15 protein-coding genes and 1 riboswitch are annotated in these 19046 nt (G+C 32.6%); of the genes, 7 read left to right on the plus strand and 8 right to left on the minus strand.

From position 1 onward, the window contains the following. Positions 1-170 precede the first annotated feature (170 nt). On the plus strand, positions 171-338 hold the full coding sequence (locus tag HN894_06600; GenBank protein MBT7142990.1) for a hypothetical protein: 168 nt from the start codon (positions 171-173) through the stop codon (positions 336-338). A 28-nt stretch (positions 339-366) separates the two neighbouring features. Here HN894_06600 and HN894_06605 read toward each other — a convergent pair whose 3' ends face one another. The 3 genes from HN894_06605 to HN894_06615 form a co-directional block, all read right to left on the minus strand. Beyond that, positions 367-996 (minus strand): hypothetical protein, encoded by a 630-nt coding sequence (locus tag HN894_06605; protein ID MBT7142991.1) that lies wholly within the window; start codon positions 994-996, stop codon positions 367-369. A gap of 69 nt (positions 997-1065) precedes the next feature. Further along, complete coding sequence (locus tag HN894_06610; protein ID MBT7142992.1) at positions 1066-3921, minus strand: PKD domain-containing protein; 2856 nt, start codon at positions 3919-3921, stop codon at positions 1066-1068. A 262-nt stretch (positions 3922-4183) separates the two neighbouring features. Beyond that, positions 4184-5032, minus strand: coding sequence for a hydroxymethylglutaryl-CoA lyase (locus HN894_06615; GenBank protein MBT7142993.1), 849 nt, complete (start codon positions 5030-5032; stop codon positions 4184-4186). A gap of 90 nt (positions 5033-5122) precedes the next feature. Then, a riboswitch (cobalamin riboswitch) is annotated at positions 5123-5326 on the plus strand. 169 nt (positions 5327-5495) lie between these two features. Between HN894_06615 and HN894_06620 the strand changes: the two genes are divergently transcribed. Then, positions 5496-6215, plus strand: a complete 720-nt coding sequence (locus HN894_06620; protein ID MBT7142994.1) for a T9SS type A sorting domain-containing protein — start codon at positions 5496-5498, stop codon at positions 6213-6215. A gap of 36 nt (positions 6216-6251) precedes the next feature. Here HN894_06620 and HN894_06625 read toward each other — a convergent pair whose 3' ends face one another. From HN894_06625 to HN894_06640, 4 genes are all read right to left on the minus strand, one after another. Further along, positions 6252-6923, minus strand: coding sequence for an RNA pseudouridine synthase (locus HN894_06625; GenBank protein MBT7142995.1), 672 nt, complete (start codon positions 6921-6923; stop codon positions 6252-6254). Positions 6924-6982: 59 nt separating this feature from the next. After that, positions 6983-8071 (minus strand): tRNA 2-thiouridine(34) synthase MnmA, encoded by a 1089-nt coding sequence (mnmA, locus tag HN894_06630; protein ID MBT7142996.1) that lies wholly within the window; start codon positions 8069-8071, stop codon positions 6983-6985. A 3-nt stretch (positions 8072-8074) separates the two neighbouring features. Next, positions 8075-9841: a signal peptide peptidase SppA gene (sppA, locus tag HN894_06635; protein MBT7142997.1), complete on the minus strand. Its 1767-nt coding sequence runs from the start codon at positions 9839-9841 to the stop codon at positions 8075-8077. Between the two features lie 129 nt (positions 9842-9970). Beyond that, entirely contained in the window at positions 9971-12376 is a 2406-nt protein-coding gene (locus HN894_06640; protein ID MBT7142998.1) for a response regulator, read from the minus strand. Positions 12377-12611: 235 nt separating this feature from the next. On the opposite strand from HN894_06640, the gene HN894_06645 reads away from it, so the two are divergent. The 5 genes from HN894_06645 (at position 12612) to HN894_06665 (ending at position 17851) form a co-directional block, all read left to right on the plus strand. Beyond that, positions 12612-13160: a hypothetical protein gene (locus HN894_06645; protein ID MBT7142999.1), complete on the plus strand. Its 549-nt coding sequence runs from the start codon at positions 12612-12614 to the stop codon at positions 13158-13160. A 113-nt stretch (positions 13161-13273) separates the two neighbouring features. Beyond that, positions 13274-13681 carry a DUF2752 domain-containing protein gene (locus HN894_06650; protein MBT7143000.1) on the plus strand — a complete coding sequence of 136 codons (408 nt, stop codon included), beginning with the start codon at positions 13274-13276 and terminating at the stop codon, positions 13679-13681. A 17-nt stretch (positions 13682-13698) separates the two neighbouring features. After that, positions 13699-14157, plus strand: a complete 459-nt coding sequence (locus HN894_06655) for a hypothetical protein (protein MBT7143001.1) — start codon at positions 13699-13701, stop codon at positions 14155-14157. Positions 14158-14177: 20 nt separating this feature from the next. Then, entirely contained in the window at positions 14178-16889 is a 2712-nt protein-coding gene (locus tag HN894_06660; protein MBT7143002.1) for a T9SS type B sorting domain-containing protein, read from the plus strand. Continuing rightward, positions 16889-17851 (plus strand): type IX secretion system membrane protein PorP/SprF, encoded by a 963-nt coding sequence (locus HN894_06665; protein MBT7143003.1) that lies wholly within the window; start codon positions 16889-16891, stop codon positions 17849-17851. Before HN894_06660 ends, HN894_06665 begins: the two co-directional genes overlap by 1 nt. 163 nt (positions 17852-18014) lie before the next feature. On the opposite strand, the gene HN894_06670 is transcribed toward HN894_06665, so the two are convergent. Continuing rightward, positions 18015-19046: restriction endonuclease (locus HN894_06670; GenBank protein MBT7143004.1), on the minus strand; the 1032-nt coding region annotated here is incomplete at its 5' end.

The following is a 19046-nucleotide window of genomic DNA, read 5'->3' on the forward strand; positions in this document are numbered from 1 at the left end:
ATTTGCATATTATTTGCTGTAGCACTTTTAGTTGGATGCAACAGTACAAATTCCGACACAAATGAAACAAACAACACAAAAAAATCAGTGAGTATCACTGCTGCCGGTGCAACATTTCCTTTACTATTCTATGTTTATCCTTCAAAAACTACACAAAAGAAACCGGCATATTGCTCACTTATGGTGGTATTGGTTCAGGAGGCGGCATCAGAAGTCTTAAAGACAAAGTTGTAGATTTTGGTGCCAGCAATGCTTATTTAGGTACAGAAAAAGAAACTGCAATGCCTGCAGAAATTGTGCATCTCAACTTGTATAGGCACTGTTGTAGTTGCTTATAATCTCCCAGGGATTGAAAATATAAATTTATCATTTTTTCAGAATAGCATTTCCCTCCAAATCGAAACTTAGGCGACTTCTTTTCTTATATTCTTTCCCATTAACAGTTTGTGTTTCAGCTAAATTACATTCTTTCAGTAATCCGTTTTGGTAAAGTATTATACTTGAAAGTAGTCCCTTTTTGCAAAGTACACCATCAATCTTTGTATTTTCATTTGAGAAAAAACTTTTCAGTTTTCCATTTGCATAAAAAGAAGTTTGAACACCTTTGACTCCTCCTCCACCTCTGCAATAATGCCCCTGAACAATTGTATCTTCAGGGAAAACGCAAATTAATCCTTTATTGTGTTTTATTCGTATCCAGCTACCTTTTCTAAAATTATTGTCCGAAATCGAAAAATTCTCGCTCAAACAAAAAAGTTCCAATTGCCATTCGTTTGTAAAATGTATCCAATTTTCTTGACATGGATAGCCAAAAATTGTTGTATCTGACTTCAAATATCCTATTACAGTTTGTGTTTTGCCCTGGTCGTCAAGTGAGTATCTTAGCTTTTTAAATTCTATATTGTACTCAGAAATGTTGTACTGCCAGGCAGTATAATTCCCACATGAAGCAAAAAAAACTAAAGCTATTGATACAAATACAACATTTTTTTTCATGTTAATGAATTTTGAAAATAGAAAACTGCTTGTGAATATTTTTATAATAACCAATATCAAATTATTATCCTAATAGTGTAAAATCTTCCTTGTAACATTCAAAACTCCAAAATTTACTTTCAATAAATATATTCCTTTAGCTTGATTTTTAATATTAATCTCTTCAGAAAAAGTTTTATCAGAATTTTTAAAATATCTGTGGTCAATTATTTCCCCTATGATATTTGTAATAATTATTTCAATATCAGATTTTGTTGGATTATCGAATGAAACGACAAATGACTCAAATGCAGGATTTGGAAATATTTTTACATTGTTTTTCCCGTTTGCACTAAAATCAATTGTTGAAATCAAATCTATAAAAGCAAAAGAAGTATCGTTTCCACAAGTATTTGAAACAATTTGTTGAACCTGAAATGCACCAGAACTTGCATAAGTGTGAATAGGATTTACTTCGCTTGAAAAAGTTCCATCTCCAAAATCCCAATAGAAAGTTGTTCCGTTAGCAGATTGGTCTATAAATTCTACTGTAAGTAAATTGCTAGTATAGTCGAAATCAGCAATTGGTTGAAATTCCACCGTTGCGGTAATTGTGGCTCTATCGCTTAAGCAAGTTGGCTGAGACAATTTCCAATCGTAAAAATAATAGTAATATCCAGTTGGATCAGAAGAAGCACTGCTATGTTTGATACTTACAATGCCTTGAAGTTCATATGGATATGAAAGCCCGGCATTGTTTCTATATAAATTTGGAAATGGTGGTCCAGCTAACTGAAGATCATTGGCAATTGGAATCTCAAATCCTAAATATATCATACTTTCGCCATCGGGAATATTTACAGTTATTGATTGTAGAACACTTCCGGTATTATCTATTAACTGAATAACTCTATCGTATGTCCCTGAAGCATACACCTTTACAGAATCTAAAGTAACAGCCTCGTAGCAGTCAAACACCAAATAGTGTTGACCATAGTTGTTGAAATAGCCACCACCACCAGTATTATCAGCTTTAGCAGCAGATAATGTAGGAGGAGAAACCATATCTTCAACATAATAAGTTGTAGTTTCTAGCAAAATTGGTGTGGTGAAAGTATTTCCTGAAGATAAAATATTGCCACCAAATTGCTCATCGTACCAGTTCAATAAACCAGAGCCAGATGCACTGAGAGTAAGAGTTCCAATGTCGCAACGGCTTGCTGACACTACAGATGGTTCGGGCAATAAATCAATATTTATCATATTATTGATGGTGAATGTGTTGCTCCCAACTGAATTTGTTACAGTCAATGATACATTGTAAATGCCACTTGCGTAATAATTGTGAAAAGGATTTTGTTCAGTTGATGAATTTCCATCTCCAAAATCCCAACTATAAGTAGAATTTGTAGAAGTATTTGTCATATCTACAAATTGAATTTCTCCAGTACATGAGTTTAGTTGTTCAGCAAAAAAATCGACTATCGGAGGAGCTGCTACAAGTTGTACATCAAGCGTTAAAGCCGATCCATTTACAATATTTAATGAAAATGTTTTTGGAAAATAGCCAGGACTGGAGTATGTAATATCATATGTGCCTTCGTAGATTGGACGATGGTAGTCGCCTAAAGGCAACTTCGAGTATACAAAAGAATTGTCAATATCATGATTTTCAACAAAAACCTGAGCCTTAAGTGGTTCTCCCGTGACGCTATCAGTAACAATCCCATTTACACCGTATAAGACTTCTTCAATATAGGTCAACAAGGACCTATAATTTGCATCCCAAAATGTTGGCAATGTTATTCCGCTCGGATTTTTAGTGTTTGAAAGTTCGAGTGTCATTTCGCGGCAATAGTGATAGTATTGCATAAAATCTTGCCTCCCACCAGCCACCGGATACCACTGGTATCCATTAGTAATTCCATTGTTAAGTGCTGTAAAATAATTTGCCTGACTATAGGTTTGAGCTGTATCTGCATACATTCTTGCAACTCTTTCCCACCAATTATCATCGGCATGTAAAGCCGATTGTGTATCCCAAGGATAATTGACGACTTCTACTCCTCCATGTATATTTGCACTCATTACAAATTCAAGTGAATCTGCAAAATCCATCATTACAATGTTTTCTGTTTGCCATTGATTTCCATCGGGATGCTCTCCATCGTCAAAATCCGGAAAGTTTCTGTTCAAATCTACATTGTTTGCATTATATCTTGTTGCTCCTGAAACTGTATTATTCCCGGCAGCATATGTCCCATCTGGGTTTGCATTTGGATTTATCCAAATTTCAATATTATTAACCAATGATGTAGCAGTTGAATCTATCCCATAATTTGAAAGTAGGTAGTCTATTAGCCTAAGCATAAGCACATATCCAACAGTTTCATCACCATGCATGCTTGAAGTATAATTGAATCGAGGCTCGCTTTCTTCGACATTTACACTATCAGAAATTTTTGCATATAATATTTTCCTACCTTGAACAGTTTCGCCAATATCATAAATTTTGCATAAACCAGGATAATTGGTCTCAAAACTATACATCATTGCAACATATGCTTGATATGTAGGATATGAATCCCAGGATTTTGCACCTTTAAAATCATTTTCGGTTAGCATTTTAGGGTTTTTCAGCAGATCTCCCGGATTAGTCAAAACTTCATATTTATAACCAAGGTTTAGGAATTCTGTAAATTCTTTTGAATTGGCATAAGCAAAAAGAGTTTTTTGTGTCCCACGATAGTTTCTGTCAATCGAAATTATTTTACTAACTGTCTCAAGTTCAGAGCGAGTATTAATTTCAAATTTAAAAAACACTTCACCTTTTTCGTTTAATGATTTTTTGGCTTTGTCAAATTGGCTCAAATCTTGACTTTGTAATTGTGTTATAGTCATTAAAAGCAAAATGATAATCCCAGTTATTTTAATTTTCTTTTCCATAATATAATACATTTAAAAATGCAAAAATACGAATTTGTATCTTATATATGATCTTTTTTGTAGCTATGTTTCAATATTGAAAAAAGATAAATAGTGTATCTAAGAAAACAGGCAATTTTTATAAAATAATTTATTTTAAAGAGATTTCTATTTTCTTTCATGCAGTAAATGCTTTTGTATTAGACAAATGAAAAAAATAGAAATATCGCAAAAAGAGATATTTCTAGTTTTGAACTGTTTTCTTAGATACACTAAATTAGGACTATTTGAATATTTTCAGTCCAAGATGATAAGCTTTTTGGAATGCCTCCATATTTAATTTATTTTCAATATGGTTTTTATTTAAATATTCAATCAATGAGGATGTTTGCAAATTGGCTACCAACTCTTTACCTGTCATTGGGCAGCCACCAAGATTGTGCATAACCGTATCAATAATATTGCATTGGTTTTTCATTGCAGCATCAAGTTTTTCATACCAGCTTTCGTTTGTGGTATGCAGATGAAAACCAAAATAAATTTCAGGAAACTGGGCATATATTGTTGAATAAACTTCAGCAATTATTTCAGGATTTGCGATATTAGTAATGTCCGACAATGAAATAATTTTAATTCCTAATTGCCTGAGTTTTTCAATTTGCTGAATTACCAAATCGATATTCCATATGTCTCCGTACGGATTTCCGAACGCCATTGTAATATAAACAATCAAAGTTTTGTTTTTGGAAAGACAAATTTCCTGAAGCTCTGCAACAGTTCTATTAGATTTTTCGATATTTGAATTTATATTCTTCTGCAAAAAAGTTGGGGATATGGAAGAAGGAAAGCCAAGAAAATCAATGATGTCATACTTACAAGCCTGTATTGCTCCCCGTCCATTTCCAACAATAGCCATCAACTTGGTTTTTGAATTCGATTTTTTAAGGAGCTGAGTTACCAGATTGGTATCAGCAAGTTGCGGAATTGCCTTAGGCGAAACAAAACTCCCAAAATCAATAATATCGAAACCAACCTCCAATAATGAATTAATATATTTTGCTTTCATTTCTGTAGGAATAAATTCTTTTATTCCTTGCATTGCATCACGAGGCGATTCTATAATCTTTATCATTTTTCTAAAAAAGTGTAAAAATACCAAATTATATTGATTGAGTTTTATTGTAATTTTTGAATCCAAAAATTTAATTTAATACAAAATTTGTCTATTTTTGCAGCCAATGGTATAAAAGTTCGAAACGTTGAACTGTAATGAAAAGGGAATCAGGTGAAAATCCTGAACAGTACCCGCTGCTGTAATCTCATAAAAGTTTTTGGAACATATAGCCACTGTCAAAAAAAATCCTTGATGGGAAGGCTTTCAAAAACCGAGTAAGTCAGAAGACCTGCCATTAGGCTTTGGAATTATCTTTACGATGAAGATCTGATAACATAAGATATTTCTTAAAAAAGCCTAAGTATTATTCAAAAGCTTTCGGGTAAAAAGCTGAGGATATCTCCAATTGTATCCTTCCAAAACTCCCGTGGCTTACGAATATTGGTTGTTAATTTTTTATTTAACCAATAATAGTAAGATTATGAAAATCAATTATTTTTTAAAAAGTTTATTCGCATTAATTTTGATGCTGTCATCGTTTTGTACGATTTCGCAATTTGCTGCTTCCGATGTTGAATTTTGGGTAGGCTCCGGTTCAAATCAAGCAATTTTTGTGATAGATTTCAACGATAGCACAAACAACGAAAGTTATGCCTGGGGATTCAGGTTTGATGGGACGAGTACAGGTGAAGAGGCTATAAATAGCATTGTTTCTGCCGACAATAATCTTTCGGCAAATATTGTAGGTGGTTTCATCAACGACCTTGCTTACCAATCTCATAGCGGTTTTTACGAAAATCCAAACTATTGGAGTACCTGGTCAGGAACCAGTTCTGCAGACTGGACAATGAACATGGGCATGGGGAGCACAATTAACAATAACGACTGGTTTGGCTGTTCTTATACAGATTTTGATCCTGCAATTGAACCAGGGGAACCTATTGCAGCCCAAAGCTCAACTTCAATTAGCAATGTTGATTTTCAAAATCGTATAGCTTATCCAAATCCTTGTAGAAGTAATTTTAATATTTCAGAAACTATCGAAAATTTTGAAAAAATTGAAATTTCAAATATTTCTGGAAAAATTGTAAAAACATTCAAGACTAAAACACTTGATGTTTCAAATTTGAAAAATGGAGTGTACTTCGTAAAAATAATTTCGAAAAATGAAGTAATTGTTACAAAAATTATAAAAAAATAGAAATACTGGGCATTTTCAACTTACAATTTAGCCATTTCAGTTTTCAATTTCAAACGAATTCCATAGACTATCATTAGATGTTTTAGCACAAATATTTACTTCTTCTTTTGAAACAGGATGAATAAATGAAATTCTCCGAGCATGCAGATTTATACTACCATCTGGATTTGTTCGAGGAAATCCATATTTAATGTCGCCTCGAATTGGGCAATTTATTTTTGCAAGTTGAGCCCTGATTTGATGGTGTCTTCCGGTTTTCAATTCTATTTCAAGAAGGAAATAATTTTTAGAAACCCCAATTGTTTGATAATATAGAATTGCTAATTTCGACTCTGGAATGTTCTTATCGTATGCAAATGATTTATTTTTTTTGGTATCCCTTTTCAAATAATGAGTTAGCGTTCCAGACTCAATTTCAGGTTTGTTTTTAACAATTGCCCAATAGTATTTCTTTACTTCATGGTCCTTAAACATTCGATTCAAGCGTGAAAGTGCTTTGCTGGTTTTTGCAAACAATACAATTCCGCTCACCGGGCGGTCAATTCTATGAACTACTCCAACAAAAACATTTCCTGGTTTGGAATATTTCTTTTTCAAAAATGCTTTAACATTTTCTGACAAAGGAGTATCGCCGGTTTTATCGCCCTGTACAATTTCCTTTGCCTTTTTGTTAACTACTATTATGTGATTGTCTTCGTATAAAACCATTTTACTTACTGATGACAGGAGATTGTTTTAATTTTACATTCATGGTATTTTGAACGATTTCAATTAGAAATTATTCCTCCTCCGATGACATCGTTTCCATCATAAAAAACAGCAGATTGCCCAGGTGTTATTGCTGATACGTCTTCATAAAACTCTACTTTTAGCCTGTCTCCTACTCTACTTATTCTCGACAATGTTTCTTTGCTTCTATGCCTGATTTTTGTTTTCACTTCAAACTCATTCGGAAATTCATCAAACTTCATAAAATTCAATTTAGAAACCCACATTTCTTTTGAGTTTAATTCGTCTTTAGTGCCTAATTCAATTGTATTTGATTCCGAAATTATTTTCACTACATAGAGCGGATGTCCTACTGCAATATTTAAACCTTTTCGTTGCCCAATTGTATAAAACGGATAGCCATAGTGCTTTCCAAGAAATTTCCCATCAGTCAAAACAAAGTTGCCTTGTCCTACTCTTTTTTCAAGTCCTTCTACTTTTCTTTTCAAAAATCCACGATAATCATTATCAGGAACAAAACATATTTCGAAGCTTTCACTTTTTGTGGCTAACTCTTTAAAACCATTTTCAATAGCTATTTGCCTAATTTCTTCTTTTTCGAAATCGCCAAGAGGCAAAATAGTTCTTTTCAGGTTTTCTTGCGTTAAGCCCCACAAAACATATGATTGGTCTTTGTTATTATCTTTACCTTTAGAAATAAAATATCTGCCGCTTTCATTTTTCACTTTTGCATAATGCCCGGTGGCAATATAATCGCAAGACAATTTATCGGCCTTTTTTAGTAGAGCATCCCATTTTATATATGTATTACATAAAACACAAGGATTTGGAGTTCTTCCTGCAAGATATTCATCTACAAAATTTTCGATAATTAAATTCCCAAATTCGTTTCTAACATCGAAAATATAATGTGGAAAACCAAGGCTAACTGCAAGATTTCGAGCATCATTTATAGAATCGAGGCTGCAACATCCGGTTTCTTTTTTAGAACCTCCCGAGCTTGTATAATCCCAGGTTTTTAAAGTAATACCAACAATATCATAATTTTGTTTATGTAGCATCATAGCAGTGATAGCACTATCAATACCACCGCTCATTGCTACTAAAACTCTTGGTTTTTTTTTCATTAATTACTTAATTTCCAAATGATATGGTAGGCGAGCTTGCACACCTTCCATATTTAAAATTGATTCGATTTGATGGTAATACTCGTAGGATTTTCCAAATTTGTTTTTCAAGAACATATTGGCTGTTTGGCCTGTAATTTCTTTCAACAATTGATCAAATGGGTCTTGTTGTTCAGGTAGCTCAACTATTCTGAATTTTTCAAGATTTGCAGCATTTTTTGCAATTTCTACTGCGTCCTGCAAACCACCGAACTCATCAATCAAGCCAATTTCTTTTGCATTAATTCCACTCCAAACTCTACCTTGCCCTATATTATCAACCTCCTCCCAGGTCATATTTCTTCCATCGCTAACATGATTTACAAAAACATCGTAAATTTCCTCTATACTCTCCTGAATTACCGCTCTTTCTTTATCTTTCAATTTACGAGTAAATGAGCCAATATCGGAATATTCGTTAGTAGTAACTCTATCCACTGTAATTCCTAATTTGTCGTTTAGGAATTTTTCCGAATTAAGCAATAAGCCAAAAACTCCAATTGAGCCTGTAATTGTATTTGGGTCAGCAATAATCTTATCAGCCGGACATGCAATATAATATCCTCCTGAAGCAGCAACTCCACCCATCGAAACTATTACCGGTTTTGCTTGCTTTGCCAAACTCACTTCACGCCAAATTATTTCTGAAGCCAAAGCACTTCCACCTGGAGAATTAATTCTAAGAACAATAGCTTTTATAGAACTATCTTTTCTTGCTTTTCTGATAGTTTCGGATAAGCCGGCAGAACCAATCTGATCGTCTCCACCTGAGCCCATAACAATTTCGCCAGAGGCATAAATTATTGCGAGCTTTTCTTTTGCAAATCCTTTATATTCACGCTTTGCAGGTGTTTTTGAATATTTATTTAAGCCTATCAATCTAATGCTTTTTTTAGCACCGATATCTGCTAATTTCTTCAATTCTTCGCTTAGTTCATCGCGATATTTCATACCATCAATAATTTTATTTTCTTCTGCTGTTTCACCATTTCTTATTGTCAAATTATTGGCATATGAATTTAAATCTTCAATAGAAATTTGTCTTTCAGAAGATATCCCTTCGACTATATCATCCCAAATTGAATTAATAATTTTTTCTGTTTGCAAACGATTTTCATTGCTCATTTTGTCGAGCATGAATGGTTCAACGGCAGCTTTAAATTTTCCATGTCGGATTATTTGCGGCTCTAATCCAAGTTTTTCTAAAGCACCTTTAAAAAATAACTGCTCAGATCCAATTCCCTTATACTCAATAATTCCTTGCGGATTCATGTAAATTTTGTCTGAAACAGAAGCCAGATAATACGAACTTTGTGAATAATAATCAGCATAAGCATAAATAAATTTTTCAGATTCCTTAAAATCAATCAGGGCATTTCTTATTTCTTCAATATTTGCAATATTTGTTTGTATTTGCGAAATATCAAGCAAAATTCCTTTTATCCTTTCATCTGCTTTAGCTTTTTGAATATTTTTCAAAATATCGTTTAGTCCGAGACTATTTATTTTCTCAAACTTCTCTAAATCAAATGTTTCTAATGGATTGTTACTAGTTCGTTCCTTAATTGGATAATCTAATTTTATATGTAAAATTGATTTTTTCTTTACATGAACTACTTCTTCTTTTGGCATCAATGATGCAACTATTCCCATGAAAATAAAAAACACTAAAAATGTTGTGATGATAAATCCAACAATTGTTGCTAATGTATATTTCAAAAACGATTTCATAAAATATTAGAATTTAATTGGTTAATAAATAATAATTAAAAATGTAAAACTGCAAAATTAACTGTTTATTTAAGAAAAAATTTCTTTTTGCAAAAAACATCTATTTGTTGGTCAATTCTAAAATTGTTTTTACAAGCCAAACTTTGCAAATATTTTCTCTAATTCTTCCTGTTTGAAAGGCTTGCTAATATATTCATCCATCCCAACATCAAGGCATTTTTCTCTGTCTCCTTTAATGGCGTTTGCTGTTACCGCAACAATTAATACCGGATTTTTTTCATCGCGTTCCTGCTCTATCAAACGAATAATTTTAGTAGCTTCAAGTCCGTCTTTCTCAGGCATATGAATATCCATTAAAATAATATCATATTTATTCTTCTTGAACATTTCGATGGCAATTTCGCCATTATCGGCAATCTTTGGTATTTGATTCATCTTGCCCAAAGTTATTGTTGCAACTCTCTGATTTATAAGATTATCTTCGGCATACAATATTTTAATAGCTTTTTTCTTTTTGCTTTCTTTTTCAATATTATCTTCAGATGTATTGATCATATCTGCTTTTTTCATGCTAATTATTTCAGTCATAACCTTATATAACTGATTGATTTTTATAGGTTTGCTTAAAGAAGCAGCAAAACCTTTTTCCTTGATTTCTTTTTTCGTAAGCAGATTGCATACAGAGGTAAGAAGTATTAGATGAGTTTCGTCAACCAAATCGTACTCTTTTAGTTTTTGAGCAAGTTGAAGGCCATCCATATCAGGCAACTGACAATCCATCAAAACTATATCAAATTTACTTTTTGCCTGTTTTTTCATCTCTATAATTTCAATCGCTTCCATTGGATTATCAACAGTTTGATATATGCAGTTTTTGTACTCAAGGTATTTGCTGAAAATTTTAAGATTCGTTTTATTATTATCTACAATTAATACCTCAAGTTTTTCTAATTTTTCAAAAGAGTTTTCTTCAGAAATGGATTCTTTGTCAGATATATCTAAGAGTACTGTAAACCAAAATGTTGAACCTTCTCCCTCCTCACTTTTTACATCAATTTCGCCACCCATTCTTTCTACAAGTTTCCGAGAAATTACTAAACCTAAACCTGTACCACCGTACTTTCTGGTTGTTGAAATATCGACCTGAGAAAAAGATTTGAACAATTTGTCTTGGTTTTTACGAGAAATTCCAATTCCACTATCCTTTATTTTAAAAAGTAGTTTTACACTCTTTTCTCCCAAATCAACTAAATCGCATGAAATAAGAATTTCTCCTATGGAGGTAAATTTTATTGCATTATTTATTAAATTTATAATTACTTGTTTTAATCTGACAGGATCGCCGCAAATAACTTTTGGAATTTTTGGATCAATAAAAGTTATTAGCGGAAGATTTTTGCTTGAGGCTTTCAAAGCAAGCAAGTCGCAAATTTCTTCAACTACTTTATTAACTGAAAAATCAATGTGCTCCAATTCAATTTTATCTGCTTCTACTTTCGAAAAATCTAAAATATCATTTATAATATCGATTAAATTATCGGCTGAATTTATAATTATATCTACGTATTCTTTTTGCTCCTCTTGAAGCTCGCTTTGTTTAAGGATATCTGCCATGCCAATAATTCCATTCATTGGTGTGCGAATTTCGTGAGACATATTTGCAAGAAATAAGCTTTTAGTTTTGTTAGCATTCTCTGCCCTTTCCCTTTCCTCGACAAGACAATCGTTAGTTGTCATCAGTTCTTCGTGATATTGTTGTAAATTTTCATTTGTAGTTTTCAGTTCTTCTTCATGTTGTTCGAGCTCAACATTTTTAATTTGTATTAAATTATATTGCTTTCTAGAATAATATCTAAAAAAAACTGTAGCAGAAATGCCAAGTATAAAAGCAATTATATGCACAATTATCAAATTTCTTTTTCCGTCTTTTAATATCTCAAAATGACTTTCAGCATTTGTTGTTACGCTAATACCACCTCTAATTTCTCCCAATTTATAGCCTTCGTGCTCGTGACATTTCAAACAGCTTTTTTGAACAAAAAGTGGGCTAATATATCTGAAAAATTTTGCAGAGTCGTTTTCGATAAGTTCCATGAAATTATCACCTTTTTTTTGGAAAGTTTTTAGTCCTTTTTTTTCCCAATCGTCAGCTATATTTATTGGATTTGTTGGGTCCAGACTAATTACTCTGAAATGTGTACCTTTCTTTGAGTTAGCTATATCGGAAAGTTGCCTGAACATAAAAGCAGGGTGAACCAATGTAAGATTCAATCCTAAAGAGTCAATCGAAATATCTCTATTTGGAACTTTCAGATACTCGTTTGGTTGCGATTTTTCGGTAATTGGAACATATACACCTCCATGGCTCTGATTCCAAACTTTTGTAGTCATTACCATATCAATGAAAGTTTTAGCTTCTTTAACTACTATTCTATCAGTACTTTTCCGTAATGTACCGATATTCCAAAAAAGAGATACAGCAATAACCGCTGTCCACAAAATCGTTTGAATCAAATAAAAATATTTATTCCTCATATCTTTTTTTTTACCATTCAAAAATACTAAGAAATATTGTAAAAACAAGGGTTTCTATGTTTTCATCAGATTGTTTTAGTAACATACCAAAAGTTGGTGGAATATTTTGAGTCATTTATGGCGACTTCTAAAAATGTAATACTTTGATATTTAAATCCCATAAGTTTATAATTTCAGTAGAAAGATATTCAACAAATAAATTATTTATATATTTGAACTGAAAAAATATTTAAATATGAACAGCTTGAACGGTACAAATTCTGGGCAAACATTTGGAATAATTGGTTTTATCTTTGCAGTATTAGCTTTTATTTTTGCTTTTATCCCTTGTATTGGAATAATAGCAATCTTACCTGGTATTTTTGCAATCATTTTTAGCGCATTAGGACTTGTGCAAGCTAACAAATCTAATAGTCCTAAAGGACTGATAATTGCTGCTTTAGTAATTTCGATAGTTTCGGTAATAGTAGCTAGTATTTGGGGACTATTTTTCATTAGGGTTGCAAACGAAAGGGATTTCATTATTCAGCACGAAAATGTAAATTTCAAAAAAGAGGACTTAGGTAATATAGATGAACTTGACGAACTTGCAAAAAATCTTGAGGACAAACTCGATTCCATAGATCTCGACGAAATCAATATTACAATCGATGGCAACAAACTCACGATGGAGGAAAAAGAAAAATTAAAAGAAAGTGCGAAAAAAGCAACTAATGAAATTAAAAATTCTGTAAAAGAGTTTGTAAAAGATGTTCAAGAAATTGATGAGAAAAAAAATGAATGAGAAAAAAAATAAGAAGACTGGAAAAACAAATTGAACAAAAAATGTAGAAATCGGCACATTGTAATAAGTTCAAATACATTTTGTTTAATATTAAAAAATTTCACCATTTTCAATTGACTTCAAATAAAAATCTCTCAAAACGAAACTATCATATTGTAAATCTAATTTTCACTGCGATAATTTCATTTGTGTTTGTTTATTCAGCAATTTTTTCTCCCGATAAAAATAATTACCCTGTAATATGTTTCCATGAAAAAATCACTGGAGAGCCTTGCTCAAGCTGTGGTTTGTCTCATAGTTTCAGCGAAATTGTACAAGGAAATATTGAGAATGCAAGACATTATAACAAAAATGGAATTCTAATATTTTCATTTTTCTTAATACAATTCTTCGGAAGAATAATCGCTTCAACACTTATAAAATGGAATTTAATAAGTTTGAAAGTTCTTGTAATTTTTGATAGTACATTTTCATTCCTGCTTTTTCTGTTTTGTTTCAAAAACTTATTTGTATTTTGGTAGCGAAAAAATTGTTGGTTATGAAAAATATTGTTCAGTTGATTTTTATTGCAGTTGCCATGTTCTTGCTTTCATGTTCTCGAAATCTTGAGAAAAGAATAATTAACACCTACTCTAATGGTTTGCCAAAATATGTAGAATTCTATGAAACTACAGATACAACAAAAAATCTGGTTAAACATATTAGATTTTACCAAAATGGAGAAAAAGAAGAAGAGGGAGAATTTGAAAACAATTTGAAACACGGAAAATGGACCTATTGGTACGAAAATGGAAATGTATGGAGCAGAGGCTATTTCAAAAATGGTTTAAGAGATGGCGAAACTACCGTATATTTTGAGAACGGACAAAAGCAATACTCAGGCTTCTATACAGATAGCAAATCGGATAAAAAATGGACATTCTGGAATTCTGATGGAAAAAGAGTCAAAGAAGTTTTTTTTGATAAAGGTAAGATTTTGGAAGAAAAAGAGTTTTAGTGTATTATGAGTTTTGAGTTATGAAGAAAAAGATACTACTGTATTTATTATTATTCAATTGTTTTTGGGGATATTCGCAAAACGAGGGTAATATCTGGTATTTTGGCAAAAATGCAGGTCTTGATTTCAATTCTGGATTCCCTACTGCCCTTACGGACGGACAGATAAGTTCACATGGTGGTAGTTCTTGCATTTCTGATGCAAATGGCGATTTGCTTTTCTATTCTGACGGAATGACTATTTGGGATAAAAATCATAATATCATGCCGAATGGAAGCGGATTAATGGGTCATGCGTCAGCAACACAGTCGAGCATTATAGTCCCGAAACCCGGCTCGTCAAATATTTATTATATTTTAACAAACGATGTTTACAATAGCTCAAACGGCTTAAGATATTCTGAAATTGACATGAATTTAAATGGAGGATTGGGCGATATTACCAGCACAAAAAATATTTTGCTCATTTCACCAACCACCGAAAAGCTTACGGCAATAAAACATAACAATGGTACAGATTTTTGGGTAATTACACACGAAAGAAATACAAATATTTTTTACTCATTTAAGGTTGGTTCAAATGGAATTAATCCGGCAATAACCAGCGCTGTTGGCATCAATCATACTGGAACAAATAATTATTCCGATATTAGCATTGGGCAGATGAAAGCCTCGCCGGATGGTACTAAACTTGCCATAGCCACTTCTGCATTCGGAAATACCTTCGAATTGTTCGACCTAAACAGCACAACTGGTGAAATATCGAATCCTATCACATTGCAATCTCCAACATATACATATCCTTATGGCATTGAATTTTCGCCAGACGGAACAAAATTTTATATTGGTACATACGATGGTAATAATAAGATCTATCAACTTGATTTGCAGGCAGGCTCAGTTAGTAATATCCTAAATTCCAGTACTTTGATAGGAGAATCTTTAAGTGGAAATATCGGAGCCTTACAAATTGGTCCAAACAGTAAAATTTATGTTGCAAGAATGAATAGCTACTATCTCGGTGTGATAAATAATCCTAATATTTTAGGAACTGCATGCAATTATTTGGATGACGGAATTTATCTATCAGGTGAAAAAAGCAGAAAAGGCTTACCAAATTTTATTCAATCATTTTTTAATTACCCTCGCTTCACTTTCGAGAATATTTGTTTTGGCGATTCAACTTTTTTCTTCATATCAGATGTTTCAAACGTAATTTCGGTTTTATGGAATTTCGGAGACCCTGCATCAGGATCCGCAAATACCTCAACACTTTTTGAACCATTTCATGTTTTCAGTGCTCCCGGGCAATTTTCAGTAACATTGATAAGAAATTTTGACAACTCTTCGGACACTGTATTTCAATTAATTAGCATATTGCCGGCTCCCAACCTCAATATTGGAAACGATACTTTATTATGCCCGGGCGAAGATATTACTTTTGAATTATTAGAAACTTACGAATCGGTTGTTTGGGACAATGGAACCGGAAGTAGTACATATTATACAGCAACAGCCGGAACTTATTGGGTAGCAGTTTCGGATAGTAATAATTGCTATTCTACCGACACAGTTGTTATCGAATTTATTCAAATTCCAACAGTCGAACTTGGCAATGATACTGTTATATGCGAATCAGAAACATTTTTTATCGAAGTCCAAAATCCGGGCTTAGAATATATTTGGTCAACAGGTGCAACTACTCAAAGCATTTCAGTGCAAACTGAAAATACATATTTTGTGAGCGTTTCAAATAGGTGTGGCGAAGCTATCGACTCTGTTTCTCTTGAAGTTATTCCTGCTTTTACTATCGAACTTGGTGAAGACCAAACTATCTGTTTTGGCGATGAAATAGAAATTAACGCAGGATTTGTCGAGAATGCTGATTATATTTGGTCAAATGGAGAAATAAATTACTTGATAACTGCAAACTCATCGGGTGTATATTCAGTAACGGTAGAAGATGCATGTCTTTCTTTATCAGATTCTATTTTGGTAAATGTAATTGATATCGTAAGTGTAGATTTGAGAAATGATACAGGAATTTGTTTAGGAAGTTCTGCAATGCTTTTTGCTAACAGCGAGAACGCAAACAGTATATATTGGTCAACCGGAGATACCACCCAGTCTATTTCAGTGAGTATGACCGGTACCTATACTGTTATTGGGATGAACGAATGTTTTGAAGCAAGCGACACCTTCAATTTAACAGTTTATGCTTCACCGTTGATAGAATTGGGAGAAGACATTACAATTTTCGACGATGAAAGCTTTACATTAAATGAAAATGGTTTAACAAATCTTTCGTATGTATGGAATCCGGGTACAGGACTTGATGATCCTTACGCAATTAGCCCAGTTGCATCGCCATCGTCCACAACGGACTATAATGTTGTGGTTACAGATGAGTTTGGTTGTGAAAAAAGCGACCAAATAACAATTATCGTTGTTGAACGTCCCTTACCTGATATTGAGATATATAATACCTTTACACCAAACGGCGATGGAGTAAACGACACTTGGTATATTGAAAATATTGAAGCATATGTGAATTGCACTCTCGAAATTTATAATCGTAACGGAAACGAAATTTATAGAGCAATAAACTACCAAAACGATTGGGATGGCAAATATAAAAACAAAGATTGTCCGGCTGCAACATACATATATATTTTAGACTTAGGAGTTCCTAATGAAGAATTGAGAAAAGGAACAGTTACAATTATCAGATAATGAAAAAAACATATTTACTTTATTTATTTTTATTAATCTCAAATATTTCGTTGAGTCAACAATTGCCGCAATTTAGCCAACGAATGATCGATGTTTTGCAATATAATCCTGCATATGCAGGTAGCAAAATGAATCCTGAACTTATTATGCACTACAGAAATCAATGGGTAGGTTTTGAAAATGCACCAACCACAAAATCTGTAAGTATTCATGGCAAAATAAACAGGCTGATGGGCTTGGGAGCCTATATAATTGGCGATGCTATTGGGCCAAGCAAGACTTTAAGCCTGAACCTTTCTTACGCTCATCATATAAATTTCGATGCTTTTGCTTTATCTTTTGGTTTGGGTGGGAATTTTCTACGATATGGAATTGATGGAAGAGAAATTTCCATTCACGAACAAAACGACAATGCCGTATCATTAACTTCTGCTGATAATGTTTGGAAACCCGACATATCATTCGGCACATATATTCATGGAAGCAGTTTCTATTTTGGAATTTCTGCCGTTCAGTTATTAAAATCCAAGATTAAAATTTTCATGGATGAAAACAAAGAAGGATTAATCCCTCTTTCAAGGCATTATTACATTACAGCCGGTTATATGCACAATATTCTAACAATCGAAATTGAACCTTCTTTTATGTTCTATAAAGCTCCTGGTAGTCCTTCCCAATTAGATTTTAATTTGAATGTAAAATTTATGGATAATTACCTCACTGGTATTTCGTACAGATATGACGATTCAATAATAATTCTGCTGGGAGCCCGATTTTTCGAAAAATATAAAATAGCATATTCATATGATCTCGTTATTTCTCCCCTGAGAAAACACAATAGTGGTTCTCATGAAATTATTCTTTCATACAAACTACCAAATACTAAAAAATATAACAGGTATAAGCACGAATATCAATACGATTTCAATCCGAAAACTAAGAAGTGGCGCGAGCGTTGGTAAGAGCCCGACTCGGTAGGTTTAGCTTGCTTTTATGTTCTTGGGTGTTACACAGATTTTCTTCATATACGTCTATTTCAGTGTTGGCAAGACATACTTTTTTGCAATTTTGGACAAGCGTTGGCTTGTGTGAATTGCAAATGTGTATGGCTTTTCACTATCATAATTAATTCAATAATATTTGTTCAATTTCCTTACTCGCTTCTTTCAATGCCTCTTCCGTTTTATCTTTTAACTTTTGTGCTTGTTCTCTTATTTCTGAAATATGCTCGGCTATTTCTTTTTGCTTTTCAATTTTTGGCAATGGTATTATTTGATTAAAATAGTTCGACATTATTAAATTTCTAATCCCATTTGTTTGACTTTGCATTGCATCAGTTAATTTTATATTATGGACTGTTTTCAAGAAACAGAACAAATACTCAGAATTGATTTTTAAATTATCAACCCTAATTTTATGAATAAAATTACTGTATCCTATTTGATGTGTTTTTAAAATATTTTTTGTTATAATTGAAATCCTGCCAACTGGTTGGTCTGGGCTTCCTCCTGACTTTTCAATTAACAAATCATTTACCTGAATATCAATTTTTTCTAATTTGTCAGAATTTATTAAACGATATTTTACACGTGAATTGTCAAGATTAAGATTATACAAATTATCAAATTCAGTTGCTCTAATAACTAAGCATCGTTTGTAATCAACTAATTCTACTTTTTCGTCTTTTCCCCAATCACCTGCTACACTATGAGCAACTAATTCTTTTAATTTTACTTTATTAAAAGCAGTTCCTTTAATTGCATTTCTTATTGCTTGTGTATTATTATCATACAGTTTAGGGTCAAACCTACCACCCGAAATTTCTTTTAATGAAACCGTAAACATTCTATTATCCAAAGTATTTTCAGGTGGTTCAGGTAAATTTATTCCTAACTCCCCAAGCAAATAATCATCAATACTTGATAAAAGTTTTTTGGCTTCGGCTTCGTTTCGTTTTTTCTGTTGAATATAGTTTGAATATAATTCAATAACTTTATTTTGAATTTCTTGGGCAGGAAAAGGTATTTTTAAATCACGAATAGCTTCTTGTGATAAACTACCCATAATTGCACCTATTTTATTTTTATCAAATTGTGCTTGTCCAATTTCAGAGTTAAAAAATATTTCAAGAAACTTTGGATTAATAGTATTATCTAA

Source organism: Bacteroidota bacterium (assembly GCA_018692315.1).
Taxonomy (GTDB): Bacteria; Bacteroidota; Bacteroidia; order Bacteroidales; family JABHKC01; genus JABHKC01.

Bases quoted from the DNA above. Each gene is read 5' to 3' on its own strand.
- HN894_06605 (MBT7142991.1), bottom strand. From the start codon at position 996: ATGAAAAAAAATGTTGTATTTGTATCAATAGCTTTAGTTTTTTTTGCT.
- HN894_06610 (MBT7142992.1), bottom strand. From the start codon at position 3,921: ATGGAAAAGAAAATTAAAATAACTGGGATTATCATTTTGCTTTTAATG.
- HN894_06615 (MBT7142993.1), bottom strand. From the start codon at position 5,032: ATGATAAAGATTATAGAATCGCCTCGTGATGCAATGCAAGGAATAAAA.
- HN894_06620 (MBT7142994.1), top strand. From the start codon at position 5,496: ATGAAAATCAATTATTTTTTAAAAAGTTTATTCGCATTAATTTTGATG.
- HN894_06625 (MBT7142995.1), bottom strand. From the start codon at position 6,923: ATGGTTTTATACGAAGACAATCACATAATAGTAGTTAACAAAAAGGCA.
- mnmA (MBT7142996.1), bottom strand. From the start codon at position 8,071: ATGAAAAAAAAACCAAGAGTTTTAGTAGCAATGAGCGGTGGTATTGAT.
- sppA (MBT7142997.1), bottom strand. From the start codon at position 9,841: ATGAAATCGTTTTTGAAATATACATTAGCAACAATTGTTGGATTTATC.
- HN894_06640 (MBT7142998.1), bottom strand. From the start codon at position 12,376: ATGAGGAATAAATATTTTTATTTGATTCAAACGATTTTGTGGACAGCG.
- HN894_06645 (MBT7142999.1), top strand. From the start codon at position 12,612: ATGAACAGCTTGAACGGTACAAATTCTGGGCAAACATTTGGAATAATT.
- HN894_06655 (MBT7143001.1), top strand. From the start codon at position 13,699: ATGAAAAATATTGTTCAGTTGATTTTTATTGCAGTTGCCATGTTCTTG.
- HN894_06660 (MBT7143002.1), top strand. From the start codon at position 14,178: ATGAAGAAAAAGATACTACTGTATTTATTATTATTCAATTGTTTTTGG.
- HN894_06665 (MBT7143003.1), top strand. From the start codon at position 16,889: ATGAAAAAAACATATTTACTTTATTTATTTTTATTAATCTCAAATATT.